Annotated in this window: 12 protein-coding genes; 6 read left to right on the top strand and 6 right to left on the bottom strand. The window is 59.4% G+C overall.

Features of this window, described 5'->3' with window-relative positions; genetic code table 11:
- Position 1 precedes the first annotated feature (1 nt).
- The 6 genes from tig to P5704_002355 all read left to right on the top strand — a co-directional run bounded on the left by tig (position 2) and on the right by P5704_002355 (position 8,415).
- Positions 2–1,312 carry a trigger factor gene (gene tig / locus P5704_002380; GenBank protein ID WOF79374.1) on the top strand — a complete coding sequence of 437 codons (1,311 nt, stop codon included), beginning with the start codon at positions 2–4 and terminating at the stop codon, positions 1,310–1,312.
- Between the two features lie 89 nt (positions 1,313–1,401).
- Positions 1,402–2,040 (top strand): ATP-dependent Clp endopeptidase proteolytic subunit ClpP, encoded by a 639-nt coding sequence (clpP, locus tag P5704_002375; protein ID WOF79373.1) that lies wholly within the window; start codon positions 1,402–1,404, stop codon positions 2,038–2,040.
- Between the two features lie 97 nt (positions 2,041–2,137).
- Positions 2,138–3,418, top strand: coding sequence for an ATP-dependent Clp protease ATP-binding subunit ClpX (gene clpX / locus P5704_002370; protein ID WOF79372.1), 1,281 nt, complete (start codon positions 2,138–2,140; stop codon positions 3,416–3,418).
- 132 nt (positions 3,419–3,550) lie between these two features.
- Positions 3,551–5,947: an endopeptidase La gene (gene lon / locus P5704_002365; GenBank protein WOF79371.1), complete on the top strand. Its 2,397-nt coding sequence runs from the start codon at positions 3,551–3,553 to the stop codon at positions 5,945–5,947.
- Between the two features lie 130 nt (positions 5,948–6,077).
- Positions 6,078–6,350 carry a nucleoid-associated protein HU-beta gene (gene hupB / locus P5704_002360; protein WOF79370.1) on the top strand — a complete coding sequence of 91 codons (273 nt, stop codon included), beginning with the start codon at positions 6,078–6,080 and terminating at the stop codon, positions 6,348–6,350.
- A 205-nt stretch (positions 6,351–6,555) separates the two neighbouring features.
- Positions 6,556–8,415: a SurA N-terminal domain-containing protein gene (locus P5704_002355; protein WOF79369.1), complete on the top strand. Its 1,860-nt coding sequence runs from the start codon at positions 6,556–6,558 to the stop codon at positions 8,413–8,415.
- A gap of 97 nt (positions 8,416–8,512) precedes the next feature.
- Here P5704_002355 and P5704_002350 read toward each other — a convergent pair whose 3' ends face one another.
- The 6 genes from P5704_002350 to pqqA all read right to left on the bottom strand — a co-directional run bounded on the left by P5704_002350 (position 8,513) and on the right by pqqA (position 12,558).
- Positions 8,513–9,331: a phosphoserine aminotransferase gene (locus P5704_002350; GenBank protein ID WOF79368.1), complete on the bottom strand. Its 819-nt coding sequence runs from the start codon at positions 9,329–9,331 to the stop codon at positions 8,513–8,515.
- A gap of 4 nt (positions 9,332–9,335) precedes the next feature.
- Complete coding sequence (gene serC / locus P5704_002345) at positions 9,336–10,436, bottom strand: 3-phosphoserine/phosphohydroxythreonine transaminase (GenBank protein ID WOF79367.1); 1,101 nt, start codon at positions 10,434–10,436, stop codon at positions 9,336–9,338.
- Positions 10,417–10,920, bottom strand: a complete 504-nt coding sequence (locus P5704_002340) for a urate hydroxylase PuuD (protein ID WOF79366.1) — start codon at positions 10,918–10,920, stop codon at positions 10,417–10,419. The genes serC and P5704_002340 overlap by 20 nt, the downstream gene beginning before the upstream one ends.
- Before the next feature lie 84 nt (positions 10,921–11,004).
- A complete protein-coding gene (gene pqqE, locus P5704_002335; GenBank protein ID WOF79365.1) occupies positions 11,005–12,150 on the bottom strand; it encodes a pyrroloquinoline quinone biosynthesis protein PqqE in 1,146 nt (381 codons plus the stop codon).
- The gene (pqqD, locus tag P5704_002330) at positions 12,119–12,412 is read right to left on the bottom strand and encodes a pyrroloquinoline quinone biosynthesis peptide chaperone PqqD (GenBank protein ID WOF79364.1); all 294 of its coding nucleotides are present in this window, start codon (positions 12,410–12,412) and stop codon (positions 12,119–12,121) included. Before pqqD ends, pqqE begins: the two co-directional genes overlap by 32 nt.
- A 56-nt stretch (positions 12,413–12,468) precedes the next feature.
- On the bottom strand, positions 12,469–12,558 hold the full coding sequence (gene pqqA / locus P5704_002325; GenBank protein ID WOF79363.1) for a pyrroloquinoline quinone precursor peptide PqqA: 90 nt from the start codon (positions 12,556–12,558) through the stop codon (positions 12,469–12,471).
- Positions 12,559–12,831: the final 273 nt, after the last annotated feature.

Here is a 12,831-nt window from a genome sequence, read left to right as displayed (position 1 = left end):
CATGCAAGTTTCTGTTGAAAGCACCTCCGCTCTTGAGCGCCGCATGACCATCGGCGTGCCGGTCGAGCGCATCGAGACCGAAGTCAACAAGCGTCTGCAACAGACCGCCAGCCGTGCCAAGATCCCTGGTTTCCGTCCCGGCAAAGTGCCGATGAGCGTGATCCGCCAGCGTTACGAAGAAGCCGCCCGCCAGGAAGCCCTGGGCGATCTGATCCAGGCGACCTTCTACGAAGCCATCGTCGCCGAGAAGCTGAACCCGGCTGGTGCCCCGTCCGTCGAGCCGAAAGTGTTCGAAAAGGGCAAGGATCTGGAATACGTCGCCACCTTCGAAGTGTTCCCCGAGTTCGAAGTGGCCGGTTTCGAGGCCATCGAGATCGAGCGTCTGCAGGCTGAAGTGGCCGACGCCGACGTCGACAACATGCTGGAAATTCTGCGCAAGCAGAACACCCGTTTCGAGAACGTCGAGCGCGCTGCCGAGAACGGCGACCAGCTGACCATCGATTTCGTCGGCAAGATCGACGGTGAAGCCTTCGCCGGCGGTTCGGCCAAGGGCACTCAACTGGTGCTGGGCTCCGGTCGCATGATTCCTGGTTTCGAAGACGCCCTGGTCGGCGCCAAGGCCGGCGAAGAGCGCGTGATCAACCCGACCTTCCCCGAGGACTATCAGAACCTCGACCTGGCCGGCAAGACTGCCGAGTTCACCGTTAACGTGAGCGCCGTCGCCGCTCCGCAACTGCCCGAGCTGAATGACGAATTCTTCGCCCAGTTCGGCGTGCAGGAAGGTGGTGTCGAAGGCTTCCGTGCTGAAGTGAAGAAGAACATGGAGCGCGAGTTGCGTCAGGCCATCAAGACCAAGGTGAAGAACCAGGTCATGGAAGGTCTGGTCGCTGGCAATCCGATCGAAGTGCCCAAGTCGTTGATCGACAACGAAGTGAACCGTCTGCGTGCGCAGGCCGTTCAGCAGTTCGGTGGCAACATCAAGCCCGACCAACTGCCGGCCGACCTCTTCCAGGAGCAGGCCAAGCGCCGCGTCGTGCTGGGCCTGATCGTCGCCGAGGTGGTCAAGCAGAAAGAGCTCAAGCCTGATGAGGCCCGTGTTCGCGAGCTGATCGAGGAGATGGCTTCGGCCTACCAGGAGCCAGAGCAGGTCGTCGCCTGGTACTACAAGAATGCCGAGCAGTTGAACGAAGTTCGCTCGGTTGTGCTCGAAGAGCAAGTTGTAGATACTGTCTTGCAGCAGGCTAAAGTGACCGATAAGTCGGTCTCCTACGAAGAAGCTGTCAAGCCTGCGGAAGCCCCGCAAGCAGCCTGATTTCTTCATATATTCGAGTGCACAAACATAAGCCAGCCTCGTGCTGGCTTATGTCTTTTGAGGCATGACATAGGGAGTATCGTTGGAACATGTCCCGCAATCCTTTTATGCAAGCTCCGGACATTCAGGCCGCCGGCGGCCTGGTCCCGATGGTGATCGAGCAGTCGGCACGCGGCGAGCGCGCCTATGACATCTATTCCCGTCTCCTGAAGGAGCGGGTGATCTTCATGGTCGGCCAGGTCGAAGACTACATGGCCAACCTGATCGTCGCGCAGATGCTGTTCCTCGAGGCCGAAAACCCCGAGAAAGACATTCACCTGTATATCAATTCTCCAGGTGGCTCGGTGACTGCCGGCATGTCGATCTACGACACCATGCAGTTCATCAAGCCGGATGTGTCGACCATCTGCATCGGCCAGGCGTGCTCCATGGGGGCCTTGCTGCTGGCTGGCGGCACCGCCGGCAAGCGTTACTGCCTTCCGCATTCGCGGATGATGATTCACCAGCCGCTGGGCGGCTTCCAGGGCCAGGCCTCGGACATCGAGATCCACGCACGTGAGATCCTGACCATCCGCGAGCGCCTGAACAAAGTATTGGCTCACCATACCGGTCAGCCGATGGACGTGATTGCCCGCGACACCGACCGCGATAACTTCATGAGCGGTGAAGAAGCCGTCAAGTACGGCTTGATCGACCAGGTTCTGACCCAGCGCCAACTGGCGGTCTGATCCCTGCAGCCTGCGATATGTGGCTGCTCCGTGGGCTTGAAAAAGCCCACGATTGCCTTCATCTTGTGTTTCAAGCCTTCCCGATTGGATCGATCGAATGACTGACACCCGCAACGGCGAGGACTCCGGCAAACTGCTCTATTGCTCTTTTTGCGGCAAAAGCCAGCATGAAGTACGCAAGTTGATCGCCGGGCCCTCCGTTTTTATCTGCGACGAGTGCGTCGACCTGTGCAACGACATCATCCGCGAGGAGGTGCAGGAAGCGCAGGCCGAAAGCAACGCGCACAAACTGCCTGCGCCTAAGGAGATCAGCGGCATTCTCGACCAGTATGTCATTGGTCAGGAGCGCGCCAAGAAGATCCTGGCAGTGGCTGTATACAACCACTACAAGCGCTTGAACCAACGCGACAAGAAAGAAGAAGTCGAGCTGGGCAAGAGCAACATTCTGCTGATCGGTCCAACCGGCTCGGGCAAGACGTTGCTGGCCGAAACACTGGCACGCCTGCTCAATGTTCCTTTCACCATCGCCGATGCCACCACCCTCACCGAGGCGGGCTATGTGGGCGAAGACGTCGAGAACATCATTCAGAAGCTGTTGCAGAAGTGCGATTACGACGTTGAGAAGGCCCAGATGGGCATCGTCTACATCGACGAAATCGACAAGATTTCCCGCAAGTCCGATAACCCGTCGATCACTCGGGACGTATCCGGCGAAGGCGTGCAGCAGGCACTGCTCAAATTGATCGAAGGTACCGTTGCTTCCGTTCCGCCACAGGGTGGGCGCAAGCATCCGCAGCAGGAGTTTCTGCAGGTCGATACGCGCAACATCCTGTTCATCTGCGGTGGTGCCTTTGCCGGTTTGGAGAAGGTCATCCAGGGGCGTTCGACTCAGGGCGGCATCGGTTTCAATGCCGAAGTTCGCAGTAAGGACCCGGGCAAGAAGATCGGCGAAGCATTGCGTGCCGTGGAGCCTGATGATCTGGTCAAGTTTGGTCTGATTCCTGAGTTCGTTGGTCGTCTGCCGGTGATCGCGACGCTCGACGAACTCGATGAAGCTGCGCTGATCCAGATTCTGACCGAGCCGAAGAATGCATTGACCAAACAGTACGCCAAGCTGTTCGAACTCGAAGGCGTGGACCTGGAGTTCCGCCCGGATGCACTGAAGGCAGTCGCTTCACGTGCTCTTGAGCGCAAGACAGGTGCACGTGGTCTGCGTTCGATTCTCGAAGGTGTGTTGCTCGACACGATGTACGAAATTCCTTCGCAGAAGGACGTCAGCAAGGTTGTCATCGATGAAAGCGTGATCGAAGGCACATCTCAGCCTTTGCTGATTTACGAGAACACCGAGCCGCCAGCCAAGGCGGCGCCTGAGGCGTAATCGAACAAAGGGGCCTGCGGGCCCCTTTGCATTTGGTCCACCGCCTTGTTTTTTATGGTGCGTGCCCTCATCTTTGCTGCAAGGGCATCGCCCATCCGTTTACCGCCGAATGGCCGCCGTAGAGCTGAATTTATGAAGACAACCATCGAATTGCCCCTTTTGCCGCTGCGCGATGTGGTGGTTTACCCGCACATGGTGATCCCGCTTTTCGTTGGCCGTGAAAAATCCATCGAAGCGCTCGAATTCGCCATGGCCGGCGATAAGCAGATTCTCTTGCTGGCGCAGAAGAACCCGGCTGATGACGATCCAGGTGAAGATGCGCTGTACCGCGTCGGTACGGTGGCTACCGTGTTGCAGCTTCTCAAACTGCCTGACGGAACCGTCAAGGTACTGGTCGAGGGCGAGCAGCGTGGCGTGATCGAGCGTTTCGTCGAGGTGGACGACCACTGTCGCGCCGAGGTTTCCTTGATCGAAGAGGCCGAGATAGATGCGCGCGAGTCCGAGGTTTTCACCCGCAGCCTGCTCAGCCAGTTCGAACAGTACGTGCAGCTGGGCAAGAAGGTTCCCGCCGAGGTTCTTTCCTCGCTGAGCAGCATCGATGAGCCCGCGCGGCTGGTCGATACCATGGCTGCGCATATGGCGCTGAAGATCGAGCAGAAGCAGCAGATTCTCGAAATAACCGACCTCCCGGCGCGCGTCGAACACGTTCTGGCACTGCTCGACGCCGAGATCGACCTGCTACAGGTCGAAAAGCGCATTCGCGGTCGCGTGAAGAAGCAGATGGAGCGCAGCCAGCGCGAGTACTACCTGAATGAGCAGATGAAGGCCATTCAGAAGGAGCTTGGCGATATCGACGAGGGCCACAATGAAGTCGACGAGCTGAAGAAGCGTATCGAGAACGCCGGCCTCAGCAAAGACGCCTACACCAAGGCCCAGGCCGAGCTCAATAAGCTCAAGCAGATGTCGCCGATGTCGGCCGAGGCGACCGTAGTTCGCACCTATATCGATTGGCTGGTGAACGTGCCGTGGAAGGCTGCCAGCAAGGTACGCCTGGATCTGGCGAAAGCTGAAGAGGTTCTCGATGCCGATCACTACGGGCTGGAAGAGGTCAAGGATCGCATTCTCGAATACCTCGCGGTGCAGAAGCGCGTCAAGAAGCTGAAAGGGCCAGTTCTGTGCCTGGTAGGTCCTCCTGGCGTCGGTAAAACCTCGCTGGCCGAGTCCATTGCGCGTTCGACCAATCGCAAGTTCGTACGCATGGCGCTGGGCGGCGTGCGTGACGAGGCGGAGATTCGTGGTCACCGCCGCACCTACATCGGCTCCATGCCCGGTCGTCTGATTCAGAAGATGACCAAGGTAGGCGTTCGCAACCCGCTGTTCCTGCTCGACGAGATCGACAAGATGGGCAGTGACATGCGAGGTGATCCGGCGTCGGCTCTGCTGGAAGTGCTCGACCCCGAACAGAACCACAATTTCAACGATCACTATCTCGAGGTCGACTATGACCTTTCGGACGTGATGTTCCTCTGCACCGCCAATTCGATGAATATCCCCGCGCCGCTGCTCGATCGCATGGAAGTCATCCGGCTGCCGGGTTACACCGAGGACGAGAAGGTCAACATTGCAATTCGTTACCTGGCGCCCAAGCAGATCGAGGCCAATGGCCTGAAGAAAGCCGAACTGGAATTTCAGGAAGCGGCGATTCGCGACATTATCCGCTATTACACCCGTGAGGCTGGTGTGCGCAGTCTCGAGCGTCAGCTGGCCAAGGTTTGCCGCAAGGTCGTCAAGGAGCATGCCGCGGAGAAGCGTTTCCACGTGATAGTGGACGCCGATTCCCTCGAGCATTTCCTGGGCGTTCGCAAGTTCCGTTACGGGCTTGCCGAGCAGCAGGACCAGGTAGGGCAGGTGACAGGCCTTGCCTGGACTCAGGTTGGCGGCGAACTGCTGACCATCGAGGCTGCGGTGGTGCCCGGAAAAGGGCGCCTGACCAAGACCGGATCACTGGGCGAAGTCATGGGTGAGTCAATCACAGCGGCTCTGACAGTGGTTCGCAGCCGTGCCGCGACTCTGGGCATGGCGGCTGACTTCCACGAAAAACAGGATATTCACATCCACGTTCCCGAAGGTGCGACGCCGAAAGACGGCCCGAGCGCCGGTATCGGCATGTGCACAGCGCTGGTTTCCGCGCTGACTCAGATTCCGGTGCGCGCAGATGTCGCAATGACCGGCGAAATAACATTGCGTGGGCAGGTGCTTGCAATTGGCGGATTGAAGGAGAAACTTCTGGCTGCTCATCGGGGTGGGATCAAGACCGTGATCATTCCGGAAGAAAATCAGCGTGATCTGAAAGAGATTCCTGAAAATATTAAGCAAGACCTGCAGATTAAACCGGTCAAGTGGATTGACGAGGTCCTGCAAATTGCGCTGCAATACGCGCCGGAGCCCTTGCCCGATGCGGCTCCCGAGATTGTTGCAAAGGATGACAAGCGCGAGCCTGATTCCAAGGAGCGAATCAGCACGCATTAGTCTGGAAGGCCACGTTGACACACTTCAGGCGCCCTTGTTTAATCGGCCTCTTGTGTCATAGCCATCTAGCACCGCTTTGCTTACACCCGAAAATTAAAGATACGACTCAACAGAAATAAGGGGACTTAGAGTGAACAAGTCGGAACTGATCGATGCCATCGCTGCATCTGCTGATATCCCAAAAGCTGTTGCTGGCCGCGCGCTGGATGCAGTGATCGAATCCGTCACCGGTGCCCTGAAGGCTGGTGACTCCGTGGTACTGGTTGGTTTCGGTACTTTCGCTGTCAAGGAGCGTGCTGCGCGCACCGGCCGCAACCCGCAGACTGGCAAGCCGATCAACATCGCTGCTGCCAAGATCCCTGGCTTCAAAGCTGGCAAGGCTCTGAAAGACGCTGTCAACTAAGCGTCTTTCTACCCGGTCAGTCAGCTCGCGCTGCACTGGCTCGGGGCGGTTGTCGAGCAGGCTTGCCCTGTTGCAATCTGGCTTGGGGGAATAAGCCCAACCGCTCCAAAAGCTCCGAGAAGGCGCATCCCTGGATGCGCCTTTCTTTTATCCGGTTTCCACCCGCGTTGCGCATCCGATCGCGCCGCAGACTCCTGGGGGTCGCATGCTTCAGAACATCAGGGACAATTCGCAAGGCTGGATAGCCAAAACCATCATCGGCATCATCGTCATGCTGCTGGCGCTGACGGGTTTCGAGGCTATCTTCAATGCCGCGAGCAACAACCAGAATGCCGCAGAGGTCAACGGCGAGGAGATCTCCCGTTACGAGCTTGACCAAGCGATGAACATGCAGCGGCGCCAGCTTGCGCAACAACTTGGCCAGGATTTCGATGCCTCGTTGCTGGATGATCGTCTGTTTCGTGATTCCGCGCTCGGTTCGCTGATCGATCGCATGTTGCTGTTGCAGAGTGCCAAGAGCGCCAATTTTGCCTTCTCCAGCGAAGCGCTCGACCAACTGATCCTGCAAACCCCCGAGTTCCAGGTTGACGGCGCTTTCAGCGCTGCACGTTTCGATCAGGTTATCCAGCAGATGGGTTATTCCCGTCTCCAGTTCCGTCAGCTGCTCGAGCAGGAAATGCTTATCGGACAGCTGCGGGCCGGTATCTCTGGAACCGGTTTCGTCACCGATCAGCAGGTTGAGAGCTTTGCGCGCCTCGAAATGCAGACGCGTGACTTCGCCACACTCACCGTGCCTGCTCAGCAGGAGTCGATTGAGGTCAGCGACGAGCAGATCAAGGAGTACTACGACGAAAACGCTGAGCGTTTCCGTACGCCAGAGCAGGTCATCGTCGAGTACGTCGAGTTGAAGAAGGAGTCATTCTTCGACCAGGTCGAAGTGTCGGACGAGGAGCTGCAGGAGCTTTATCAGAAGCAGATCGCCAATCTGGCCGAGCAGCGTCGCGCTGCCCATATCCTCATCGAGACCGGCGGTGAGTTGAGCGACGACGAGGCCAAGGCCAAGATCGATGAGATTGCTGCGCGGGTGAAGAGCGGTGACGACTTCGCTGCGGTTGCCAAGGAAGAGTCCCAGGATCCGGGTTCTGCGAACGAGGGTGGTGATCTTGGCTTCGCCGGTCCGGGCGTGTATGACCCGGCATTCGAAGATGCACTCTATGCCTTGAACGAGGGCGAGGTCTCGGCTCCGGTCCAGTCCGAATTCGGCTGGCATATCATCAAGCTGCTGGGTGTTCAGTCGCCGGAAGTTCCTGCCTTCGAGAGCATGAAGCCTGAACTGGTACGCGAGCTCAAGGCGCAGCAGGTTGAGCAGCGCTTCGTGGAAACCAGCAAGCAGCTGGAAGATTCGGCATTCGAGGCATCCGATCTGGCCCAGCCCGCTCAGGAGCTCGGCTTGATGGTGCAGACCACCGAAGCCTTCGGGCGTGACGGTGGCGAAGGCATCACGGCCAATCGTCAGGTGATCCAGGCTGCATTCAGCGACGAAGTACTGGTGGATGGCGCCAACAGCAGCGTCATCGAACTCGACCCCGATACCTCCATTGCACTGCGCGTGAAGGAACACCTGAAGCCTGCGGCGATCCCGCTTGCGGATGTGCGTGAGGATATCGTTCAGCAGCTTCAGCGCAGCCTGGCTGCCGAAGCGGCCCGTGCCAAGGGTGAACAGTTGTTGGCGGACCTGCGCAAAGGACAGCAGCCTGATGACAGCCAATGGCAAGCCGTGGAGGCCGCCACGCGCAGTCAGGAAGGCGTTGCACCAGCTCTGCTGCAGGCGGTATTCCGCATGCCGCGGCCGGAACAGCAGGACAAGCCCAGCTATTCCGGAGTGGCGTTGAGCAACGGTGACTACGCGGTTGTACGCCTGAACGGCGTCAATGAGCCGGAAGCCGCGCTAACCGATGAAGAGAAGCTCAATTATCGACGCTTCCTTGCATCTCGCGTCGGCCAGCAGGACTTCGCAGCGTTTCGGCAGAAGCTGCAGGCTGAGGCGGAAATCGAAAGGTTCTGACCGCCCGCTGATAGACGAAACCACTCGGTTTCGCCTATCGAACAGACAACGCCCCGACTGGTTCGGGGCGTTTGTCGTTTAGACCTGCGGATGAGGGTCAGCGGAGCAGCTTGTACCCCAGCCAAGGCCCTTGCCGGAGCAGTGCGGCGTGAACCTGCACCAGTTCCGCGCCTGCACGCACTCGCGCCTGCAGGTGGCTGGCGGTCTGGATGCCGCCAACCGAAAGCAAAGCGATGTCCTTTCCGCAGAACCGACGCAAATGCTCGATCTGTTCGCAGGCTTGAGCCTGTCGTCGCGGGTCTTGCCAGGCCAGATAACGTTCGCGCGTCGCCGGTGGCCCAGGATCGTGGGCAGCGAGTAGCCCGTCGAATTCAAGCCTCAATAGCAGCTCGGCGAGCGAGAAAGGAATCTGCTCAGGCAGGCAGCGCAGCTTGGCTATCAGCGGTACTCGACGTTCGCCTTTCTGATTCAGATGATGCAGCTCTTCACGAAGCGCGCTCAGCAGGTTGTGCAGCTGCTCGCCCTGATGAAGCAGCGGGGCGCTGGCCGGGCCGATCAGGTTCAGCGCGAGATAGTCAGCATGCTGCCAGGCACCGCGCAGCAACGCGCAGGTCTCGGCGATGGAGCATTTGGCATCCAGGGTCAGATTCACACCCAGGCGCGCCTCGCCTGGCGAGATTGGCTTCAGCCGGACGAGCGCAGCCGCTGTCAGGCTGCCGATCTCGTTGAAGCCGAACCCCAGCGGGGCGACACGCCGTCCGAGCGCACCGTTGCGATCGAAGCCGGCCGCAATGCCCACGGGTGAGGGAAATTCCAGCCCCATTACCGTGACTGGGCGGCGCGGCACCGCGCTCAGGTGGCACGCGACGCTGGTGAGCTTGAGGGCGATACGATTGCGCAGCGTTTGCCAATCCATCGGTTTATCCATGGTGTCGCTCGAAGTCCGCCATGAAATCCACCAGCTGTTGCACACCCGACAGTGGCATCGCGTTGTATAGGCTGGCCCGCACGCCGCCAATAGCAGCATGCCCACGCAAATGAGTCAGACCGCGTTGCTCGGCCTGGGCAAGAAAGATGTCGGTCACTCCTGCGTCGGTAAGCCGAAAGCAGACATTGATCGACGAGCGATCCTGGATCTTCTGCGGGCAGTGGTAGAAATCGCTGCCGTCGATGTAGCGGTACAGCTGCGTGCTCCGTTGCCGAGCAGCCAGTGCCATCGCTTCAGTGCCGCCTCGTTGCTTGATCCAGCGCAGCATCAAGGCAGCGACATACAGGGCGAAGGTTGGTGGTGTGTTTAAACGGCTCTGCTGCTCGGCCTGAACCACGTAGCTGAACGCGGCAGGGAGGCCAGCTGGCGGCGCCTGCAGAAGATCGTCGCGCACGATGACGACGCACAGCCCTGCTGCGCCAAGGTTCTTCTGCGTGCTGGCATAGATCACTCCGAAGCGTTCGACTGGAACGGGGCGGGTGAGGAAATCCGATGTCATGTCCACGACCAGTGGCACCGGAAGCACGGGAAACGCCTGCAGTTGCAGGCCATTGGCGGTTTCGTTGCTGGTGATATGGCAGTAGCCAGCGAGTGGATCGAGCTGCCAGTGCTCCGGTGAGGACAGGGCGGTGAAGTTCTGATCCGCCGCGCTGGCGATGATGTTCACTGGTGCGTGACGGCGCCCCTCGGCAATTGCCTTGCGTGCCCAGTGGCCGCTTTCCAAGTAGTCCGCGCCTTGTCCCGGGCGCAGCAGATTGAGCGGCAGCAGGCCGAATTGTGCCGAGGCGCCACCTTGCATGAAAAGCACGCGATAGTTGCTCGGAATCGCCAGCAGGGCGCGCAGGTCGGCTTCGGTTTCGGCCATCAGTTGCCTGAAGGCCGCGCCGGTGAAGGGCTGTTCCAATATGGAAAAGCCGCTGCCACGCCAGTCCAGCATTTCCTCGCGAATCTGCGCCAGTACTTCGCTAGGCAGCATCGCCGGGCCGGCAGCGAAGTTGTAGTGCCCGGACCGCTCAGAACAGATGCAGGCCATGACCACCACTCGCCATTAGGAACAGCAGGGGAAAGGACAGGATGGTGTTGCTGCGCGATGAAAGAAAAGTGATCCGCGAGCAGCGCACACGCTCTTCCAAGGTCGCCGGGACGAAGCCGAGCAGCTTCTTCTGGTGCGGCCAGAGCACCAGCCAGAGGTTGAGCAGCATCGCCGTACCAATCCAGGCACCAAGACCGATCACCGCCAGATGGCCCTGCAGCAGCAGCGCATCGACCAGCCAGTCGCGCTGCCAGAGCATGGACATGCCGGATGCCCAGACCACCACTGAGGCGTAGCGGAAGATGCCGTGTTCACGTTTCATCCGCGCTTCCAGATCGCGGTTCAGCATGGCGGTGTCGATGCCGTTTTGCAGTGGCACGAAGCGTGGGTTCTGGATGAAGTTGGCATAGTTGTGCCCGACCCAGACCAGCGCGAACAGCAGGTGCGCGTAGCGGGCCAGCAGATCGAGAATCGGCAGCTGCATGCTCAGTTCGCCAGCCAGTAACGCAGCAGCAGGTAGCAGCCGAGCGTCAGTGCGAGACCAGCGCTGACGGTACCGCCGAAGGAGTCATGGGGCAGTTTCAAGTTCCACCCCCTGGCTGGCCTGTCGGGCGATCAGAGTACCTTGCGGCCGCGTGGCATCCTGCGCCAGTTCAACGGCCTGGCGAATCAGCTGATGATGCGGGGATTTATTGCAGGCCGGATCGGTGTTGGCGCCGTTGCCGGTCAGCAGCAATGCCTGGCAGCGGCAACCGCCAAAGTCCTTATCCTTCTCGTCACAGCTGCGACAGGGTTTGGGCATCCAGGCGTCGCCGCGGTAGAGGTTGAATACCGGCGAGTCGTGCCAGATCTGCTCCAGTCGTTGCTGACGCACGTTGGGGAAGGTCAGGTTCTTGAAGTTGCTGGCCTGGGAGCAGGGCAGCACGTTGCCATTCGGCGCGATGGTGACGTGAATGGCGCCCCAGCCGTTCATGCAGGCCTTGGGGCGACCTTCGTAATAGTCGGGGATGACGAAGAAGATGGTCAGGCGATCACCGAAACGCTCGCGTGCCTTGTGCACCTCGTCTTCGGCTTTGCGCAGCTCGGCATGGGTCGGCATCAGCGCATCGCGGTTGAGCAACGCCCAGTTGTAGTACTGCACGTTCGCCAGTTCGAGGTACTCGACCCCCAGCTCGACAGCGAACTCGATGATGTCCGGTACCTGAGCGATATTCTGCCGGGTGATCGGTACGTTGAGCACCATGGGGAAGCCCATTGACTTGATCAGCCGCGCCATGCCGAGCTTGCGCTCCAAGACATCGACGCCAGCCAGCTGACGGGCCACATCGCGGTCGGTGGATTGAAAACCGAGCTGGATGTGGCGTAACCCGGCATCCTTCAGGGCGCGTAGGCGCGCCTCGGTCAGTCCTATGCCGGACGTGATCAGGTTGGTGTAGTAGCCCATGCGGTCAGCTTCGGCGACCAACGTTTCGAGGTCCTTGCGTAGCGTCGGCTCGCCGCCGGAGAAGCCGATCTGCATCGCACCCATGGCACGGGCCTGGGCCATCACGTCGATCCACTCGGCAGTGCTCAGTTCATCCTGGCGGTAACCGGCGAAGTTGCGTGGATTACTGCAGAACACGCACTGCAACGGGCACTGATAGGTCAGTTCCAGCAGCAACCAGACCGGGTTGCCACTGCCATCAAGCCTTAGCTCGGATCCAGCCCTTGCCATGAGATACCTCCAGGAAGTTCAGGACGCCGTTGCGAATCGCGTCGACGTTGGATGCGTTGTAGCTAAGCGCGAGCTGGTCGATCAGTTCGGCGACGCTGGTCTTGCCGTCGCAGCGCTGAAGAATCTTGCCGCCGGTGGTGTTCAGCTTGACGATGCCCTCGGGGTAGAGGAGCACGTGGGCTTGCTGCGAGTCTTCCCAGCGAAATAGGAAGGGCGGGCGAATCTCGTAGCAACAGGCTATTGAAATGATTGTTGTCGTCATGTTCATATCCTCGCTCGACCGGCGTGAAGCGATGTGCGATCACGCCGGTCAGGGGCTCAGCGTACGTAGACGTACGCGGTGACTTCGAAGCCCAGACGCAGGTCGCAGAAGTCCGGATCGATCCACTGCATGGCGTATCTCCTCATTGGTTGTTGTCAGGAAAAGCGATGTCGCACCCCGAAGCTAAGGCGCTTTTCCGGGGTGGCTAATAAGACTTTGGGGTTGGTTTTGCCGCCTTTTGGTCGCACTTTTCTTGCGTTGCAGGAGAATTTGCGCTCGGGGTCGACGCTCTTGTTCAGCGTCATTTTTAGCGTGCGGTTCAGGGCCTATCCTGCTCGGCTTTTTTCTCCGTTTCGGGCTGATCGAATCAATCGCAAAGCGCCATCAGCTCTGCCTCTGCGCCTTGCCATCTACTACCA

It is taken from the genome of Pseudomonas sp. FeN3W (assembly GCA_030263805.2).
GTDB lineage: Bacteria > Pseudomonadota > Gammaproteobacteria > Pseudomonadales > Pseudomonadaceae > Stutzerimonas > Stutzerimonas stutzeri_G.
Note: the sequence above shows the minus strand (reverse complement) of the source record. Positions and strands in the feature narration are given on the sequence as shown.

What these genes read in the sequence shown, in the direction of transcription:
- tig (WOF79374.1), top strand. Translation starts at nt 2, where the DNA reads ATGCAAGTTTCTGTTGAAAGCACCTCCGCTCTTGAGCGCCGCATGACC.
- clpP (WOF79373.1), top strand. Translation starts at nt 1,402, where the DNA reads ATGTCCCGCAATCCTTTTATGCAAGCTCCGGACATTCAGGCCGCCGGC.
- clpX (WOF79372.1), top strand. Translation starts at nt 2,138, where the DNA reads ATGACTGACACCCGCAACGGCGAGGACTCCGGCAAACTGCTCTATTGC.
- lon (WOF79371.1), top strand. Translation starts at nt 3,551, where the DNA reads ATGAAGACAACCATCGAATTGCCCCTTTTGCCGCTGCGCGATGTGGTG.
- P5704_002355 (WOF79369.1), top strand. Translation starts at nt 6,556, where the DNA reads ATGCTTCAGAACATCAGGGACAATTCGCAAGGCTGGATAGCCAAAACC.
- P5704_002350 (WOF79368.1), bottom strand. Translation starts at nt 9,331, where the DNA reads ATGGATTGGCAAACGCTGCGCAATCGTATCGCCCTCAAGCTCACCAGC.
- serC (WOF79367.1), bottom strand. Translation starts at nt 10,436, where the DNA reads ATGGCCTGCATCTGTTCTGAGCGGTCCGGGCACTACAACTTCGCTGCC.
- P5704_002340 (WOF79366.1), bottom strand. Translation starts at nt 10,920, where the DNA reads ATGCAGCTGCCGATTCTCGATCTGCTGGCCCGCTACGCGCACCTGCTG.
- pqqE (WOF79365.1), bottom strand. Translation starts at nt 12,150, where the DNA reads ATGGCAAGGGCTGGATCCGAGCTAAGGCTTGATGGCAGTGGCAACCCG.
- pqqD (WOF79364.1), bottom strand. Translation starts at nt 12,412, where the DNA reads ATGACGACAACAATCATTTCAATAGCCTGTTGCTACGAGATTCGCCCG.
- pqqA (WOF79363.1), bottom strand. Translation starts at nt 12,558, where the DNA reads ATGAGGAGATACGCCATGCAGTGGATCGATCCGGACTTCTGCGACCTG.